The organism is Kribbella sp. C-35 (assembly GCF_046549195.1).
In the GTDB taxonomy this organism is placed as follows: Bacteria; Actinomycetota; Actinomycetes; order Propionibacteriales; family Kribbellaceae; genus Kribbella.
In genome coordinates this window covers 636170-654253 of record NZ_JAJPWG010000002.1, presented here as the reverse complement: position 1 = coordinate 654253, position 18084 = coordinate 636170, and the positions used below count along the sequence as shown (strand labels likewise).

Sequence of the window (18084 nt, the reverse complement as noted above, 5' to 3'; positions counted from 1 at the left end):
CAACTGACACGACCACCCCCATGCATGTCGGCAACTAATGGTTTCTACTGTGGAAGCGTGCTTCCCCTTCACGCCACGCCCGGCGACCGGATCGAGCCGCTGACACCGCTCCGGTTGCTGACGGCATGGACCTTCGAACCGGTGTTACTCGCCGTGATCGTCGTACTCGGCGCGGTCTATCTGTACGGCGTCCACAAGCTGCGGAAACGCGGTGACAAGTGGTCCCGCGGCCGGACGTTCGCGTTCGTCGGCGTCGGGCTCGGAAGCGCCGTGATCGCCACTCAGTCGGCGCTCGGCACCTACGACACGGTCCTGATCAGCGTGCACATGGTGCAGCACATGATCCTGTCGATGCTGACGCCGCTCGCGCTGGCGCTCGGCGCGCCGGTCACGCTGGCGCTGCGGACACTGCCGCAGCGGCCGCGGAAATGGTTGCTCTCCGTGTTGCACTCGCGGTTCGCGAAGGTGATCTGCTTCCCGCTGATCGGCTTCACGCTGTTCGTCCTGAGCCCCTGGGCGCTCTATTTCAGCGGCTGGTACGACGCCACGCTGCATTCGACCGTGTTGCACGACCTGCTGCACCTGCACTTCATCCTGGTCGGCTCGCTGTTCTTCTGGCCGCTGCTCGGGCTCGACCCGGTGCCCGGCCGGGTGATCTACCCGTTCCGGCTGATCTTGACGTTCCTCACACTGCCGTTCCACGCGTTCCTCGGCATCACGATCATGTCCGCGAACAAGCTGATCGCCGAGGACTGGTACACCAGCTTCGGCCGCTCCTGGTCCCCGTCGCCGCTGCGCGACCAGTACATCGCGGGCGGCCTGCTCTGGGGCTCCGGCGACATCGTGGGCGTGGTGTTCTTCGCCGTACTGTTCGTCCAATGGGTGCGTGAGTCACAGCGTGAGGCGCGCCGTGAGGACCGGCGCCTGGACCGCTTGGAGGAACAGGCTCGCAGGGCCGACCAGGCGCCCCGGTAGCATTCCGGGTGTCCAGTCGTCTTTTGAACAAGCTTGGGATGGATCGATGAGTTCAGAGCGTCCGCTGAAGGTCCTGGTCTACAGCGACGACCGTACGACGCGGGAGTCCGTCCGGCTGGCCCTCGGCAAGCGGCCGGCGGCCGATCTGCCCGAGCTCGAGTACGTCGAGTGCGCCACCGAGCCGGCCGTCATCAAGACCATGGACAAGGGCGGGATCGACCTGGCCATCCTGGACGGCGAGGCCGTCCCGGCCGGCGGCCTGGGGATCGCCCGGCAGCTGAAGGACGAGATCTTCCAGTGCCCGCCGGTGCTGGTCATCACCGGCCGCCCGCAGGACGCCTGGCTGGCGACCTGGTCCCGGGCCGAGGGCGCGGTCTCGCACCCGATCGACCCGATCAAGCTGGCCGAGGTCACCGCGGACCTGATCCGCCAGCGCCTCGCCAAGCTGCCCACCACCGCCTGACGCATGACCGCTTACTCCTGGCCGCAGGTGCTCAATCCGCTGCTGCGGCGTGAGGACCTGGAGGCATCCGCCACCGCGTGGGCGATGGAGCAGATCCTGTCCGGCGCGGCCTCGCCCGCGCAGCTCGCCGGGTTCGTGATCGCGCTGCGTTCCAAGGGCGAGACGGTGACCGAGGTCGAGGGCCTGGTCGCGACGATGCGCGACTTCGCCACCCGGATCTCGGTGTCCGGCCGGACGCTCGACGTCGTCGGCACCGGCGGTGACCAAGCCCACACGGTGAACATCAGCACGATGTCCGCGATCGTCGCCGCGGGCGCCGGCGCGAAGGTGCTGAAGCACGGCAACCGCGCGGCGTCGTCGGCCTGCGGTGCGGCCGACGTCCTCGAGGAACTGGGCATCCCGCTCGATCTGACCGCGGACCAGGTGGCTGAGGTGGGGGAGCGGGTCGGGATCACGTTCTGCTTCGCTCCGGCGTTCCACCCCGCGTTGCGGCATGCCGCCGTACCGCGTCGTGAGCTCGGGGTGCCGACCACGTTCAACTTCCTCGGTCCGCTGGCGAACCCGGGGAACCCGTCGGCGCAGGCGGTCGGTGTCGGCGACGGCCGGATCGCCGGGCTGATGGCCGGCGTACTGGCGCGGCGCGGGATCGACGCGCTGGTGTTCCACGGCGACGACGGGCTGGACGAGCTGACCACGCGTACGACGTCGCAGGTGTGGATCGTCGGCGGTGGCGAGGTCGAGGGGCCGATCACGCTCGACCCGCGGGAGCTGGGCATCGAGCCGGTGTCCGCGGACGCGCTGAAGGGCGCCGACGCGACGTTCAACGCGAAGGTCGTGCGCGCACTCGTCGAGGGCGAGCCGGGGGCGGTGCGGGACGTCGTACTGCTGAACGCCGGCGCGGCGCTGGCGGCGTACACGCCGGAGGCAGGCACCGTGACGGAGCGGATCCGGACCGGGATGGACCGCGCGGCCGAGGCGATCGACTCCGGGGCGGCGAAGGACGTGCTGGACCGGTGGATCGCTGCCTGCGCCGAGGTGCGCGGCTGACGTTGGCTTGAGCAGAAGGGCCGGCGAGGGAATTCCCGCCGGCCCTTCTTTTACTTGCTCAGCTTGATCTGGGAGACCTTGTAGCGCCAGACGTTCTGCCAGGCCGGGGTGGAGCCGGCGATGTCGGCGATCGAGACCGCCGCCGTACCGTCGCCGCGGTCGATCACGGCGATCATCACCGTGGAGAACGTCTCCGGCAGCTTCGGAACCTTGACGGCCACCTTCGCGGTGAGCTCGTGCCCCGGATGGCCGTTGACCGTGATCGCCTTGTGCGTGGCGCTGCCCTTGATGACCTGCGTGTCCTTGTCGTACAGGTTGTAGATCATGCGGCCGCCGACCTGGATCGAAGCCGCCTTGAGGCCGGCCGCGGTGTTCGTGTACGCGATCTCCGGCGGGAGCTGACCGAAGGCGACGTAGTTGCCCCAGCTCTTGCCCTTGTCGTAGTTGCTGTGCACCGTCAGCCAGATCGCGGCGCCGCCCCACAGACCGGCGCGCTCGCCGATGTTACCCCAGGCCGAACTCATGTTCGGCATCGTGTCGTTGTTGGAGGCAACCATCTCGGTACCGATCACCTTGCCGAACGGCGTCGGCGTCTCCGTGGGCTTCGCCGACGGACTGACCGTCTCCATCGGCTTCCCCACCGTAGGCAACGCCACTCCGGGAACGGCCTCAGCCTTCGTCCACACCCACCCCGCACTCAACCCAGTAGCGGCCAACGCCGCCCCCACCAAAACCACAGCCCCAATAGCCCGAGCCCGCCCATTACCCCCCAAACTCCCACCACCGTGAGCGCCTACAGACCCACCCGGCTGCACCCCAGCCGCCCCAGCACCGTGCCCACCAGAGTGCGCCCCAGCCGGACCCGTACCGTGCCCGCCCGAGTGCGCCGCCGTACCTGCACCGTGGCCACCCGAGTGCGCCCCAGCCGTACCTGCGCCCTGCCCGCCCGAGCCACCAACCGCTCCAGCACCGTAGCCACCCGCGTGCGCCCCCACACCCTGCCCACCTGCTTGCGCCCCCGCCGCCCAAGCCCCCTGCCCACCGGACTGCCCAGCACCGGGCCCGCCCGCGGCAACTCCCGGCCCACCGGACCGTCCACCGGCCGCTCCAGCACCCTGCCCCGCCGCGTACGGCCCAGCCGCACGCGAAATCACCTCAGTGAACGCCAACGGCCCACCCTGCGCCCCACCACGCGGCCCCGCCTGCTGCCCGCCCTGCGGTCCGCCTTGCTGAGCACCCGGCGCCCCAGCCTGCTGCCCGCCCTGCGGCCCACGCTGCTGAGAACCCTGCTGCCCAGGGCCACCTTGCTGGGCACCCTGCGGCCCGGCTGCCTGCCCACCTTGCTGAGAGCTCTGCTGACCAAACTGCGGCCGCGCAGCCTGAGGCCCAGTCGCCTGCACCTGCCAGCCACCCGCCTGCTGACCCTGCTGCTGCACACCCCACATCTGCCCCGCCTGGCCTTGCCCCGGCCCGGACGGCTGCGGCCCGGACTGCCCGGGCGCGGACTGCTGCGGGCCGGACTGCTGCGGCGCCGACTGCCCCGGCCCGGACTGCCCTGGAGCGGCCTGGCCCGGACCCGGCTGTCCGGGACGTGACTGTGGTTGACCCGGTTGTGGTTGCCCGGCTTGCGATTGACCTGCCTGTGACTGGGACGGCTGCCCCTGCTGTGGGGATAGCGGCCGCTGGCCGCCGTACTGCGGACCAGCCGGAGGAGCCGCATGCTGCGGCCGCACCTGCTGCGAACCCGCCTGCTGCGGACCAGACTGCTGCTGACCTGGCTGCTGCTGACCTGGCTGCTGACCACCGAACTGCTGGCCGCCGGACTGCTGAGGTCCGCGGTGCTGTGGGCCAGTTTGTTGTGCACCTGGCTGCTGCACACCCCACATCGGCGCACCCGCGCCCTGCGCCCCAGCCTGTTGCGCCCCACCCGGCTGTTGTCCGCCGGGTTGCGCACCGGGCTGCGGTGCGCCGGACGGCTGTGCGCCTGGCTGTTGCACACCCGGCTGCTGTGCACCGGACTGCGCTGCACCCTGCCGGGGTGCGCCGAACTGCTGTCCGCCCGCCTGCTGTGCGCCGGGCTGTTGCGTGCCGGGCTGCGGCTGTGTGCCTGGTTGCTGCGCGGTCGGCTGGGGGTTTGCCGGCTGCGGAGGTTGGTTGGTCCAGTGTTGTGGCGGGGCCGCGTGCTGCGGCCGGGCCGGTGGTGGGGGAGGCGGTGCCGGAGCAGGCGACTGCCCGAACAGCGCATCCGACGAACCACCCTGCGCCTGACCCGGAACCTGCCCACCCGGTGCCTGCCCATGACCCGGTGCCTGCCCATGACCCGGCGTCTGGCTAACACCCGGTGCCTGGCCAACACCCGGCGCCTGCCCAGAACCCTGTGCCTGGCCGGGGTTTTCCGGCAGGGGGGTTGGCAAGGGGGCGGGGGGTGCTTGGGGGGTGCCGGCCAGCGGGTCGGAGGGCTGTGGGCGGGCGGAGTTGTCCGGCGCGCCGTCCGGGGTGGTGGGGCGCGCGGGGTTCTGGTCTTCGTTCTCAGCCAACGTTGATTCCTAGGTAGGCCTGGTCCGCGGCCTTCTTCAGGTCCGGGCGGTTGTTCGGGATGCCGCTGATGTACGCGACCGCGGTCCCGTCACCGAGGTCGAAAACGGCCACCGTCAGGGTAAGCACCCGATCGGTCACCGCGGTCGTCGTCGCGGTCACGGTCTGCTGGAAGACCCAGCCCGCCTTCTCCGTCCGCTTCACAGGGCCGTTGGCGACCGTCTTGAAGGTCACCGGGATGTTCCCGTACATGTTTTCGCGCAGCTTGATCGACAGCGACGCCGCGGTCGCCTTCGGGTCGCCGTTGAATCCGGAGCCGGTGCCCAGACCGCCGACAAAGATGTCCGCGCTCCAGTCGTCTTGCTCGACGACGTTCTCCTTCAGGACGATGCGCTGGCCGTTCGAGTTGATCAGCTGCTCGACGAGGCGCTTGCGGTCCGACCACGGCGGGTTCCGGCGCGGGAACGAGATCGCGTCCGACGCGATCCGCCCGGCGCCCTCGTGCAGCTTCGGGTCCTTCGACTGACCCGGCTTGGCGCTGGACTGGTTCGTCGGCGAGGGCGAGCCGCTCTGCGTCGGCGTACCGGTCGGATCCGGGTTCGCCGTCTTGTCGTCCCCGTTGGTGAGCAGCACCACCGCGGCGACGATCAGCAGCACGACCGCGACGCCGCCGCCGATGATCAACGGCATCTTCCCGCCGAACGGACCACCGCCGCCGGAGCTCTTCGACTTCTTCTTGCTCTTGCCGTCCCGCTTGCCGACGCCGGAACTCAGGTCGGTCTGGCCGCCCCAAGCCTCGTTTCCGTCGTCACCCCAGGCACGCTGCGTCTGCTGGTCGCCCCAAGCCGGCTGGCCGCCCTGCTGCACACCAGCACTCTGCTGGGCGCCCCACTGCTGCTGGCCAGTCTGCTGCGCTGTCTGTTGCGCGTTCTGCTGATTGCCGGACTGCTCCACGGGCCAGGACTGCCCGCCCCACGACTGGTTGCCACCTTGCTGACCGGTCTGGGTGTCTGCAGTTGCCTGCTGCCCCCAAGGTCCTGATTCCTGTACGCCGTGCTGGTCGCCTGCACCCCAGCCGTTGTCGGCCGGCGCATCCACTCCCGCCGTACCCTGCTGCGAGCCCCAAACCTGCCCCGACTGCGCAGCCGGTGCCGCGGGCGTGCCCTGGCCACTGGACTGCTGTCCGTTCCAGTTCTGGTCCTGGGCAGGCGTCTGCTGCTGAGGCTGGTCGCCCCAGAGCTGCACCGGAGGCTCCGGAGTGGTGGTGGTGTCCGGCGCCCCTGGGACGGTCCAGAGTGGTGCGGCCTTCTCCGGCGTCTTCAGGTCCTCTTCGTCTGTAGCCTCGACACCCCATGCGGGGACGTCACTCGTCTGCTGGTCCTGGCCGTCGCCGGACTGGCTGCCCCAGTTTGGCGTTAGCTGACCGGCGGCCTCAGCTTCATCCGCCGCCTGCTCCGCCGCCAGCTCATCCGCGGCCCGCTCGTCGGCCATCTGCGTGGCCCGGTCGTCCGCAGCCTGCGCCTGCGCGTCATCAGCCTGCGTGCTCGCGGTCTGCGCGTCGGAGGCGGTTGCGTCTTCGGTCGGGTCTGGGGCGAGCTTGAGGGTCCAGCCGCTTGGCTGTTCCTCCGGCTGTACGTCGTCGGCGGCTGCGGCCTGTGCTGCTTCGTATTCTGAGATCTCGCGCTGCGTCCAGTGTTCCGGCGGCGCGGAGGCGAGCTCCGGTGCACCCCAGGTCGCGCGAGCACGATCAGCCGCGCTCGCCTCCTCCTCAGCAGACGCCGTGGATGTACCTTCTCCAGCGGACGCGGAGGACACAGGCTGGCCAGTGGTCGCTGAGGACGCGGGCTGGCCAGTGGTCGCCAAGGACGCAGTCGTTTCAGCAGAGGGTGCGGACGCAGTGTCCGGTGAGACTGCGCGCAGGCGCGGGCCGTCGGGGGTAGGGCCGTTGTTGCCGGTGGACTGTGAGTCCCACAGTTGCGGGGTGGCGGCGGGCTGCCACCAGCCGCCTCCGCCCGCTTGGTCGGCCTGAGCCGCGTCGGTCTCCTGTACCGCCCGCAACCCACGCCCCTGCGACTCACTCTGCACAGGCTCAACCGGCTGCTGCTCTGCATTCCAGTTGTCGGCTGTGCGGTGCTGCTGTTCGTCGGCTGGGCCGTGCTGCGGGTACGTCTGCTGTTCGCCGGAGGTGCCGTGCGGCTGAGCCGGTTGTTCGTTGCCGGTGGGCTGCGCCGGCCAGGACTGCTGTTCGTGCCCGGTGGGCTGCTGTGCAGGCCAGGACTGTTGCTCGGGGCCCCAGTTCTGAGGGGTCGCTTGCTGCGGGGGCTGGTCGGGCGTGGGCTGGTCGTACGACGTGAACTGGTCGGCCGACCACGGCTGGTCGTTGGCTGACCACGACTGCTGTTGGGTCTGCTCTAGGTCAGCCGCTGCGGGATTGCCCTGCTGCTGCGGCCACGGGTCTGGTTGGGCAGGCCAGGACTGTTGCTGGGTCTGCTCATTGTTGGGGTCGGCCTGTTCGTAGGAGCTGAATTGGTCGGCTGACCACTGCTGCTGGTTCGCAGACCACGGCTGCTGTGCGGAGTCGGCGGGGGCGGACTGCTGCTGCTCCGGCCACTGCTGCTGTGCGGACCACGGTTGTTGTTGGGTCTGCTCGTGGTCGGGTGCGCTCTGGTTGCCCTGGTCGTGGGGAGTGGCTGGCCACTGCTGGGTCTGCTCGTTGTTGGGGTCAGTCTGCTCGTAGGAGCTGAACTGGTCCGCTGACCACGACTGCTGGTCTGCCGACCAGGGCTGCTGGTTGCCTGACCACTGCTGCTGGGGCTGGTCCGGTGCGGAGGAGTTGTCCTGCGCGGGCGACTGCTGCGGCCAGGGGCCTGGTTGGGCAGGCCAGGACTGTTGCTGGGTCTGCTCGGTGTCGGGGTCGGCCTGCTCGTAGGAGCTGAACTGATCGGCCGACCACGGCTGCTGGTTCGCAGACCACGGCTGCTGCGCTGGGTCGCCGGGACCGGACTGCTGCTGCTCCGACCACTGCTGCTGATGCTGCTCCGACCACTGCTGCTGAGCGGACCACGGCTGCTGAGCGGACTCAGGCTGCGCATCCTGCTGCTGCGTCGGCCAGGACTGCTGCTGAGCGGGCTCGGGGTCTGGCTGTGCGGGCCAGGACTGCTGCGGAGCGGGCTCGGGGTCTGGCTGTGTGGGCCAAGACTGCTGCGGAGCGGGCTCGGACGGTTCCGCGGAGGCGGGGTCCGCCGGGTGCTGGACAGGGGTGGGGTCTTCTGCGGCCGCGGACGCGTCAGCCTCGGCGGCTAGGGCCGCGGCGTTGTCCTCGTGTTCGGTTTTGTTGGTCCACCTCTCCCCGTTCCAGAAGCGGATCGTGTGCGGCTGGCCGGTGGGGTCGGGGTACCAGCCGGCGGGCGGGTTGCTCATCCGCGTCCTCGCTTCGGCACCGGCGCGAAGGCGCGGACCTGCTCGGCAAGAAACTGACCCCGGACGTTCATGTATTCACCGTAACTTCAGCTCGTGTCAGTCGGATCGGTAAGTCCAGTCCCTGAGGACTTTAGGGGGTGTCTGGTGGTTCCACGCCTACTGCGGGGCACTCGGCACGGCACCTCGCCGCACGGGTGCAAAGGCCACGATGCTCCGCATCGAGACCTTCGCCCCCGCACGCCGATGCACCGCACCGAGCACCTCCTCGCTACGGCGTGGAACCACCAGACACCCCCTAGACCCCGTTCTCCTCGCCCAGGCTGAAGGCGGCTTCCAGGTCGTGGCTCGAGTAGGCGCGGAACGCGATGTGCGTCTCGGTGCTCAGCACACCCGGCACCCGGTTGACGTGCTCGGGGATCACAGTGGCCAGGTCGTCGTGCCGCGCGACCCGGACGAGGGCGATCAGGTCGAGCCCGCCGGTCACGGAGTACACCTCGCTGACGCCGTCGATGGTCGCCACCTGCTCGGCGACCTCAGGGATCCGTGCGACGTCGGCCTTGATGAACACGATCGCGGTGACCATGCCGTCCTCTCCTAACACCCGTCCAGAGCTCACACCTCAACGGGCTGAATCATAGTGTGGCCGAGGTGCCGAACCTGGCCACCGCGGTGATCAACAGCAACACCGACTAGCTCACTCGAGCAGGACCGAGCGGGCGGAGGTTGCGGCGGCGTTCGGTGGGGTGCTGGTGGTGGTCGGTGTGGGAGTTGTCGAGGCGGGTGAGGTGCCGCCCGGCGCCGCCGACCGGGCAGGTCCAGGTGCCGTCCATCTCGACCAGGCGGATGCCGGGGAGCTCGAGCCAGCGCAGGATCAGCTCGATCTCCTCCGGTGACGCCGCCGCGACCGGCCCGATCCCGGGCAGTACCGTCTCGGCCGACGCGCGCAACATCTCCAGATGCGGCCGCGGGTCGGTCCCGCGCGGGCTGAACCCGGCCGCCGCGAGCCGGCCGCGGCGGATCACATGCAGCTCCCAGCCGCCGTCGTCGGTCCGCCTGGCGGCACAGATCTCGGCGCACCCGGTCACCGACGCCATCCGCTGCATCCGCGCCGAACTCCGCACGAACGCGCTCAACCGGTCCCGGTGCACCGCGGCGTCCTCGAACCGCTCGTCTGCGGACAGTACGTCGATCCGCCGATCGAGCGCGTCCACCACGGGCGTCGGGTCCACGGTCAGCGCCGACCGCAGCCCCTCGACGAACTCGCCGTACGAATCCATCGAGATCCGCCCGTCGCACGGCGCCACGCACCGCCCCATCTCCGCCAGCACGCACGGCGACAACGAAGGATGTTTGGACATCCTCGCGGTGCATTGCCGGATCGGGAACGCTTCGTGCAGCGCTGCCATCGCCCGCTCGGCCGTCTTCCGCGAGCTGAACGGCCCGAGGTATCCGGCGTCGTCGTCGCGCACCTGTTTGACCAGCGACAACCGCGGAAACGGTTCGACCGTGACCTTCAGCCAGTGCTGCCGCTCCGGGAACTTGGACCGCCGGTTGTACCGCGGTTTGTGCTCCGCGATCAGCCGCAGCTCCCGTACTTCGGCCTCCAGCGGCGTCCCGCACTCGATCCCGCGAACGGCGGTCGCGATGCCGACCATCTCGCCGATCCGGTTCCTGGTCTCGGAGGCGGTGAAGTACGAGCGGACCCGCGTGCGCAGGTCCTTGGACTTCCCGACGTACAGCACCTCGCCGCGGTCGTCGGTGAACAGGTACACACCCGGTGCGTGCGGCAACGACTCGGCCAGGTGGCGCTTGGCGCGGACGGCCGGCGCGACCCGGGACGAGAACGTCTGCAGATCCTCCACCGTTTGCACGCCCAACGACCCGACCCGCTCGAACAGTCCGTGCAGCACATCGACGGTCGCGCGGGCGTCGGACAGTGCGCGGTGGTTCGGCGTGGTCGTCGTACGGAACAGTTTGGCCAGCGTGCCGAGTTTGCAGTTCGGCGCCTCGTCCGGGGTGATCACGCGCCGTGCCAGCAGGGCGGTGTCGACGACCGCGAAGTCGGGCCAGTCGTACCCGTGCACCAGGCTTTCGTGTTTCAGGAAGCCCATGTCGAACGGCGCGTTGTGCGCGACCATCACGCAGCCCTGCGCGAACTCCAGGAACGCGGGCAGCACCGACTCGATCCGGGGGGACGTGGCAACCATCCCGTTCGTGATGCCGGTCAGTACGGCGATGAACGGCGGGATCGTCTCCGACGGGTTCACCAGGGTCTGGAATTCACCGATCACCTCGCCCGCGCGCACTTTGACCGCGCCGATCTCGGTGATGCCGCCTTCACCCGGCGGATTGCCCGTCGTCTCCAGGTCGACGACGCAGAACGTGATGTCGCGCAACGGCGTACCCAGGTCGTCGAAGCTGTGCTGCACACCGCGGATCGGCAGCAACGGGTGCTCTGCGGAATCCTGGGCCGGCGCACGCCCTGGGCTGGTCATGGCCACGACGCTAAGAGCCGCCACCGACAATTCCGCAGGTGACACGCCTGCGAGTCGACTAGGCTCTCTGTATGCGTACACAGGCGATCACCGCGATTCCGGGCCGGATGCCCGCTCGCTGTGGTCTGCGTCACTGGCCGAGCAGCGGCCAGGTCGTCCTTCCAGCCGGACTGCGGACCGGTGACTGAGGCCGGCACCGCCGCGAGCTCCGCCGCTACGACTCTGCCTGAACCGGTCCGGCAACGCGTCCTGACGCTGGCCGCGCACGCACTCGGCCAGCTGCCCGCGTCCGACATCCCGGCGCCGCTGCGCCGGTTCGCCAGCTTCGCGCCGGCGAAACGGGCAAAACTGTCCGCCTCGGTGCTCGGGCCGATCCTGGAGACCGACGACCATTTCCGCCGGCTCGCCGCCTTCGAGGTACGGCGGGAGCACCCGGAGCTCGGCGATGCGGTGGCCGACGGCATCGCCGTACCAGCCGCGGATCCGGTCGAGGTCGCCGCGCTCGCATACCTGCTGCGCCCGGACGACTGGGAGCAGCACGTCGCCGCGGCCGCCCAGGTCCCGGTGGAGAATCCGCGCGCCGACGAGGAAGCCGTCAACCGGCTCGCCGACCAGCTCGACCACGCGCGCACCGAGACCCGGCAGGTCCGCGAACGGCTTCGTGAACAGGTCAACGAGCTCAAGGCCGAGAACGTCACGCTCCGGCGCAAGCTCAACGAGGCGCGGCAGCGGATCACCGGTCTGCAGACCGAGGTCGAGCAACGCACCAAGGAGGCCGCGACCGCCGACGAGCGCGTCGACGCGGCGCGTGCCGACGTCGAGCGTGAGCTGCGCAAGCTCCGCACGCGGATCACCGAACTGGAAGCGGTCGAGCACGCTGCCCGGCGTACGGCGGGACAGGAGCGGGAGCTCGCCACGACGCGCACCCGGCTGTTGCTCGACACGTTGCTCGAGGCAGCGAGTGGCCTGCGCCGCGAACTGGCGTTGCCGCCCGGGGGAGAGCTCCGCCCTGCGGACACCGTGGCCGGCTCCGAGCCCGATGCGGCCCCGGTCGGACGTACGGCGCCTGAGGACGACCCGGCGTTGTTCGACGAACTGCTGGCGTTGCCGCAGGTGCATCTGATCATCGACGGCTACAACGTGACGAAGACTGCCTGGCCGAACTCGCCGCTGCACTCGCAGCGTCAGCGACTCGTCACAGCGTTGGGCGCACTGGTCGCGCAACGCCGGATCGAGGTCACTGTCGTGTTCGACGGCGCCGAGCTGTCGGGGCCCGTGCAGCTGAATCCGCCGCGTGGTGTGCGGGTGCGGTTCAGTCCTGCCGGGGTGATCGCCGACGAGGTGATCAGGCAACTGGTCCGCGCCGAGCCGCCGGGCCGCCCGGTCGTGGTCGTCTCCACCGACCGCGAGGTTGCCGACAGCATCATCCAGCTCGGCGCCCGCTCACTGTCCGCGAGCAGCCTCACAGCACGCATCGCACGCAGCTGACAACAAAAACTGTCGGCGGGGTTCTCTAGCGTCCTTCTCAGCCGGATGCAAGTCCGGGTGCTCCCCACTTGGAGGATGTTGTGCTGATCGACTGCGACGCTTGTGTGATGAAAGGTCCTGGGTGCCAGGACTGCGTCGTCACGGTTGTGCTCGGGTTCTCGGAGGAACGGTCCGGCAGCTTGCGCATCGACGACGACGAGAAGGCCGCCCTGGACGCGCTCGCGGACTCGGGCCTGGTCCCACCGCTGCGCCTCGTGCACGCCGTCAGTAGTGTCGAGCCGGACATTGCTGCCGAATCGCCTGCCGGAGAAGACGAAACGGCCGTTGGGTCGGGGTGATCCTTCGTTAATTTTGGATCAAACCCGAGGGGCGAATTGCACTGGTCACGAAACGGTCACTACTGTTACCTCTCGTTGCCTCAGGGTGTCGGCCGCTCCGGCCGACCGGGCAGCGGCAAGCCGAGGGAGTGATCCGGCGGATCCCGTGGACAGATGTCCGCGGCAGGCCTGGTCAACGGGGACGGCGCGAGCAGAGGAAGGGACCGACCGGGCTGTGTCCATCGGACGCATCAACCGCACCAAGGGAATCGCCCTCGCCGCCATCACCAGCACGGCTGTCGCTGCGGGAGTGCTCTTCATCCAGGGAGCGGCTGACGCCGACCCCAAGCCCACTCTGGACCAGGCGAAGAAACAGATCGCCACGCTTCAGCACGAGGCCGAAGAAGCCGGTGAGTCGGCGAATGACCTGCGCGGCCAGATCACGGCCTCGTCCGCTCGCGTGAAGGCCCTGCAGGCGGGGATCGCCAAGCAGCAGGCCCAGGTGGACTCGGTGAAGCGGCAGATCGGCTCCCTCGCGGTCGCTGGCTACCAGACCTCGGGCATCTCGACGACGGCGCAGCTGCTGCTGTCGAGCAACCCGGACCAGTTCCTCAGCCAGGCGTCCACCGCCCAGGCCTTCGCCGGCCAGCAGAACTCGGCGCTGCGTCGCTACCAGGTCGCGGAGGGCAAGCTCACCGACCTGCAGGCCAGTGAGCAGACCGAGCTGTCCGCGCTGCAGGCCGTGCAGTCCAAGCAGGACGCGTTCAAGAAGCAGATCAACGCCAAGCTCGACGCCGCCCAGAAGGTGCTCGACAAGCTCAGCGACGCCGAGCGCAAGCGGATCGAGGAAGAGAACGCCAAGGAGGCGGAGGAGGCGCGCAAGCAGCGCCCGACCCGCGACGGCGACCGGACCGGCGACGACAAGGACCTGCCGAACGTCCCGGCCAGCGGCCGCGCGAAGATCGCGATCAACGCCGCGCTGTCGCAGCTCGGTGACTCCTACGTCTGGGGCGCCGCAGGCCCCAACTCGTACGACTGCTCGGGCCTGACCATGTACGCCTGGGGCAAGGCCGGCGTTTCCCTGTCGCACTCCTCGAAGGCGCAGGCCAGCGAGGGCCGCCGGGTCAGCAAGTCCGAGCTCATGCCGGGCGACCTGGTCTTCTTCTTCAGCCCGATCAGCCACGTCGGCATCTATCTCGGCAACGGCCGGATCGTGCACGCTCCCCGTCCGGGCAAGAGCGTCGAGATCAGCCCGCTCGACGAGAACCCGTACAACACCGCGGTCCGTCCGGGCTGACCTGCCACGTTGACATACTCATCGGCTCCGGGGATCCCTCCCCGGAGCCGATCCGTTTCTTCGGAGTGCCGTAGTGTCGGAGGAGGCCGGGTGTCCCGCCTGACTGGGGCAGGTGAGCAGCGAGGGGCCGAGGTGATCGACGAGCACGGCGATACGGTTCCGCTGCCGGTGACCCCGTCGGCCGGTAACGCTGAGGAGCCGATCGACCACCTGTCGGAGTCGTACGTCGACGGTCCGCAGCGTCCGCCGTTCGCGCCGATCCTGAAGAAGGTCGCCCTCGGCGTCGCCGTCTGCCTGGTCGCCGGTGCCGGGTACGCCGGGCTGCAGCACATCGCCAACGCCCCGGCCGACCCGAACGGCGTCGGAGCGCACCAGCCGTCGCAGTCGGCACCGACCACGCCCGATCAGGCCCAGGCCGGCGTCCAGCGCGCGGTCGCCGGCGAGGCGGTGCTGCAGAAGATGACCGACGCGGTCGAGAACGAGGACCGCGCCGAGTTCCTGAACACCATCGACCCGAAGGCCACGGCGTTCCGGGCCAGCGCGCGGACGATTTTCAGCAACCTGAGCATGCTCCCGCTCGGCACCTTCCAGTTACGGTATGTGAGTGACGACAGCGCTGCCCTGACCCCCGACCGGCAGGCCGAGCTCGGCGGGACGCAGTCCTGGCTGGCGCAGGTCGAGGTCTCCTGGCAGCTTTCCGGATACGACGTGAAGCCCGCGCGCGAGACCCTCCCGGTGACGTTCGTGACCCGCGAGGGCAAGACGTACGCCGCCTCGTTCTCGGAGCGGTTCGTGGCGGGGCAGCGTCGACCGGTGTGGGCACTCGGCCCGATCGACCTCGCCAAGGGCAAGCACAGCCTGGTGATCAGCCTCGACTCGGAATCCGAGGCGAAAAGCTACGTTTCGGTCGCCGACAAGGCGGTCGAGTCGGTGACGAAGGTGTGGGGCAAGGGCTGGCGGCAGAAGGTCGTCATCTACCTGCCTGCGAAACAGGCCCAGATGGAAGGTGTCCTCGGCGCGCAGCCGAACACGTACACGCAGATTGCCGCCGTCACGATGGCCGAGCTGGACACGCCTGCCGTCGGCGCGCCGGTGCGGATCGTCGCGAACCCGAAGCTGTTCGAGGAACTCGGCAAGCAAGGCCGGCGGATCGTGCTGACTCACGAGACCACGCATGTCGCGTCGACCGCGACCGCGTCGCCGGTGCCGTTGTGGCTCGCCGAAGGCTTCGCGGACTACGTCGCGTTCACCGCCGTACCTGTGCAGGACGAGTCGGCGGCGAAGGAGTTGTTCAAGGCGGTGCGGGCCGGGAAAACGCCGACCACGCTGCCGACACCCGAGGCGTTCGCGGCGTCGGCGACCGAGCTGCCGCAGGCGTACGAGTCGGCGTGGCTGGCCTGCAGGCTGATCGCCGAGCGCGAGGGACAGGACAAGCTGGTGAAGTTCTACCGGGCCGTGCACGCGTCGAAGACCTCGGCCGGGCTGCCGGACGCGTTCAGGTCGGTGCTCGGGATGACCGAGGCCGAGTTCGTCGCCGAATGGCAGAAGTACCTCGAGAGACTCGCCGGTGCCTAAACCGGCTAGCGGCGTGGCGCCCAAGGCAGTCGGCGGTCTGCTGGCGCTCGCGCTGGTCTTCACGATTGCCGTCACCACGCCGTGGCACCTGATCGATCTGCCGAAGCCGGACGCCGCGCTCGACTTCACCACCGCCGAGATCGCCCGGCAGAACGCGTTCCGGCACGAGATCCTCCGCTGGTCGACGGCGTCCTGGATCATCTCCGTCGTGGTCCCGCTGGCGATCGGCTTCAGCCCGCTGGGACGGCGATTGTACGACGCTCTGCGCATCCGCTGGTGGTTCCTCGCCGTACCGGTCACGGTCGCCGGGATCGCCCTGATCACCAACCTGCTCACCGTGCCGACCGACGTACTCGCCGAACGGGTCAGCCTGAAGTACGGGCTGTCCGTGGAGAACTGGCGGTTGTGGGTCTGGGACCGCGGCGTGAACTGGGTGATCACGTCGCTCGGTGTCGGTGTGCTGGCGATCGTCCTGATCGGGTTCGCGAAACGCTGGAAGGGCTGGTGGTTGCCCGGGGCAATCGCCGCGGCGCTGCTCGTGCTGGGCGTGTCGTTCGCGTACCCGGTGCTGATCGAGCCGCGGTTCAACAACTTCACGTCGATGCCGGCCGGTGCCCTGCGCAACGACTTCCTGAAGCTCGCGACCGAGGACGGCGTACCGGTGAAGGACGTACTCGTCGCGGACGCGTCGAAGCGGACCACGGCCCTGAACGCGTACGTGTCCGGCTTCGGTTCGACCCGTCGGCTGGTCGTCTACGACACGCTTCTGAAGGACACGCCGCCCGCGCAGGTCCGGCTCGTGGTCGCGCACGAGCTCGGTCACGCCGCCGAGGACGACGTACTGCACGGCACGTTGATCGGCGTACTCGGTACGGCGTTCGGCATCACGGTGCTGTACTTGTTGCTCGGGGCCCGGATCGCGGACCCGCGGCGTACGGCGGTGCTGGTCGCGCTGATCGTGGCCGGTACGACGCTGGCGAGCCCGATCCAGAACCTGGTGAGCCGCAAGATCGAGGCGCGCGCCGACTACCACTCGCTCCGGCTGACGAACGACCCGCAGGACTTCGTCGCGATGCAGCACGACCTCGCCGTCCGGAACATCTCGGGACTCGACCCGAGCGCCTGGCGCTACTGGATGTTCGCCAGCCACCCGACCGCGCCGGAGCGGATCGCGATGGGCCGCGCGTGGGCGGCCGAGAACGGCGGCACGGTCCCACCGCTGGCCCGACGATGACCGTCCTGGTCGTCACCAACGACTTCCCGCCACGCCAGGGCGGGATCGAGACGTTCGTCCGCTCGCTGTGCGACCAATTGCCCGACGTCGTCGTCTACACGTCTCGCGAGGTCGGCGACACGGCGTACGACGCGACGCTGCCGTTCCCCGTGATCCGGGATCGTACGTCGATGTTGTTGCCGACGGCCCGTGTCACGAAGCGGGCCGCCGGGCTGATGCGCGAGTACGGCGCCGATCGGATCCTGTTCGGGGCGGCCGCTCCGCTCGGGTTGATGGGTCCGGCGCTGCGGCGGGCCGGTGCGCGGCGGATCGTCGCGATGACGCACGGACATGAGACGTGGTGGGCCGGCGTACCCGGGGCCCGGCAGGCGTTGCGGCGGATCGGTGATGCGGCGGACACGGTGACGACGGTGTCGTCGTGGTGCGCCGATCGGATCGCTCCCGCGCTGTCACCGGCGGCCGCGCAACGGATGCGGAGGCTGACGCCCGGAGTCGACACGCGGCGCTTCGCCCCGGGGTGCGGGGGAGAGCAGATCCGCAAGGGGCTCGGGCTCGACGGCGTTCCGGTGGTCGCCTGTGTGTCGCGGCTGATTCGCCGGAAGGGACAGGACACGCTGATCCGCGCGTGGTCGCGGGTCCAGCAGTCGGTGCCCGACGCGCGGCTGCTGCTGGTGGGCGGTGGGCCGGACCGCGAGTACCTCGAGCAGCTGGCGGTCAGCGCCGGCGTGGCGGACGCGGTGGTGTTCACGGGGCCGGTTCCGTGGGCCGAGATTCCGCCGTACGTCGATGCTGCTGATGTCTTCGCGATGCCGTGCCGGACGCGGCGGTTCGGGCTGGAGCCGGAGGCGCTCGGCATCGTCACGCTGGAGGCCTCGGCCACTGGCAAGCCGGTGCTGGTGGGGGACTCGGGTGGCGCGGCCGACACGGTGGTGCACGGTACGACGGGGTACTTGGTCGACCCGTACAACCCCGATGCCGTAGGTGTCCGCCTGGTCGAACTGCTGACGAATGCCCAGGACCGTGCTGCCATGGGCGCCGCCGGGCGGAAATGGATCGAGGACGAGTGGACCTGGGGGAGGTCGGGCGCCGTCCTGCGGGAACTGCTGGACGCGTGACGCGCGGGCGAGGGAATGGGTGGACAGCGGATGGTCGGAGTCGTGTACTCTGACCGACATGCACCGAATGTTCCGACTTGCCGCAGCCGTACGAGCTTTCTGCTCTCCGGCTGCCGCGGCCTG

At 69.6% G+C, this 18084-nt stretch carries 15 protein-coding genes; 11 read left to right on the top strand and 4 right to left on the bottom strand.

Features of this window, described 5'->3' with window-relative positions:
• Positions 1-57: 57 nt before the first annotated feature.
• From ACLJOO_RS15705 to trpD, 3 genes are read left to right on the top strand one after another with little or no spacing between them, the layout of a single operon-like run.
• On the top strand, positions 58-975 hold the full coding sequence (locus tag ACLJOO_RS15705) for a cytochrome c oxidase assembly protein (RefSeq protein WP_410787876.1): 918 nt from the start codon (positions 58-60) through the stop codon (positions 973-975).
• 46 nt (positions 976-1021) lie between these two features.
• Entirely contained in the window at positions 1022-1438 is a 417-nt protein-coding gene (locus ACLJOO_RS15700) for a hypothetical protein (protein ID WP_410787875.1), read from the top strand.
• Positions 1439-1441: 3 nt separating this feature from the next.
• Positions 1442-2485, top strand: a complete 1044-nt coding sequence (gene trpD / locus ACLJOO_RS15695) for an anthranilate phosphoribosyltransferase (RefSeq protein ID WP_410787874.1) — start codon at positions 1442-1444, stop codon at positions 2483-2485.
• A 50-nt stretch (positions 2486-2535) separates the two neighbouring features.
• Here the strand turns inward: trpD and ACLJOO_RS15690 are convergent, their stop codons facing one another.
• Complete coding sequence (locus tag ACLJOO_RS15690; RefSeq protein ID WP_410787873.1) at positions 2536-3114, bottom strand: hypothetical protein; 579 nt, start codon at positions 3112-3114, stop codon at positions 2536-2538.
• A gap of 711 nt (positions 3115-3825) precedes the next feature.
• Here ACLJOO_RS15690 and ACLJOO_RS15685 point away from each other — a divergent pair.
• Together ACLJOO_RS15685 and ACLJOO_RS15680 are read left to right on the top strand one after the other, a co-directional pair.
• The gene (locus tag ACLJOO_RS15685; RefSeq protein ID WP_410787872.1) at positions 3826-4080 is read left to right on the top strand and encodes a hypothetical protein; all 255 of its coding nucleotides are present in this window, start codon (positions 3826-3828) and stop codon (positions 4078-4080) included.
• Positions 4081-4203: 123 nt separating this feature from the next.
• Positions 4204-5028, top strand: a complete 825-nt coding sequence (locus ACLJOO_RS15680) for a hypothetical protein (protein ID WP_410787870.1) — start codon at positions 4204-4206, stop codon at positions 5026-5028.
• Here the strand turns inward: ACLJOO_RS15680 and ACLJOO_RS15675 are convergent.
• The 3 genes from ACLJOO_RS15675 to ACLJOO_RS15665 form a co-directional block, all read right to left on the bottom strand.
• A complete protein-coding gene (locus ACLJOO_RS15675) occupies positions 5015-8440 on the bottom strand; it encodes a hypothetical protein (RefSeq protein ID WP_410787868.1) in 3426 nt (1141 codons plus the stop codon). The two genes, ACLJOO_RS15680 and ACLJOO_RS15675, sit on opposite strands and share 14 nt — an antisense overlap.
• 295 nt (positions 8441-8735) lie before the next feature.
• Positions 8736-9023 carry an Lrp/AsnC family transcriptional regulator gene (locus tag ACLJOO_RS15670; protein ID WP_131342153.1) on the bottom strand — a complete coding sequence of 96 codons (288 nt, stop codon included), beginning with the start codon at positions 9021-9023 and terminating at the stop codon, positions 8736-8738.
• 106 nt (positions 9024-9129) lie between these two features.
• Complete coding sequence (locus ACLJOO_RS15665; protein ID WP_410787867.1) at positions 9130-10935, bottom strand: DEDD exonuclease domain-containing protein; 1806 nt, start codon at positions 10933-10935, stop codon at positions 9130-9132.
• 180 nt (positions 10936-11115) lie between these two features.
• Here ACLJOO_RS15665 and ACLJOO_RS15660 point away from each other — a divergent pair, with 180 nt between their 5' ends.
• From ACLJOO_RS15660 to ACLJOO_RS15635, 6 genes are all read left to right on the top strand, one after another.
• Entirely contained in the window at positions 11116-12423 is a 1308-nt protein-coding gene (locus ACLJOO_RS15660; RefSeq protein ID WP_410787866.1) for an NYN domain-containing protein, read from the top strand.
• Between the two features lie 107 nt (positions 12424-12530).
• On the top strand, positions 12531-12761 hold the full coding sequence (locus tag ACLJOO_RS15655) for a hypothetical protein (protein WP_311136370.1): 231 nt from the start codon (positions 12531-12533) through the stop codon (positions 12759-12761).
• 214 nt (positions 12762-12975) lie between these two features.
• Entirely contained in the window at positions 12976-14037 is a 1062-nt protein-coding gene (locus tag ACLJOO_RS15650) for an NlpC/P60 family protein (protein WP_410787864.1), read from the top strand.
• Between the two features lie 90 nt (positions 14038-14127).
• The gene (locus tag ACLJOO_RS15645; RefSeq protein WP_410787863.1) at positions 14128-15612 is read left to right on the top strand and encodes a hypothetical protein; all 1485 of its coding nucleotides are present in this window, start codon (positions 14128-14130) and stop codon (positions 15610-15612) included.
• A gap of 13 nt (positions 15613-15625) precedes the next feature.
• Complete coding sequence (locus tag ACLJOO_RS15640) at positions 15626-16846, top strand: M48 family metallopeptidase (protein WP_410787862.1); 1221 nt, start codon at positions 15626-15628, stop codon at positions 16844-16846.
• Complete coding sequence (locus tag ACLJOO_RS15635; RefSeq protein WP_410787861.1) at positions 16843-17961, top strand: glycosyltransferase family 4 protein; 1119 nt, start codon at positions 16843-16845, stop codon at positions 17959-17961. The genes ACLJOO_RS15640 and ACLJOO_RS15635 overlap by 4 nt, the downstream gene beginning before the upstream one ends.
• Positions 17962-18084 lie beyond the last annotated feature (123 nt).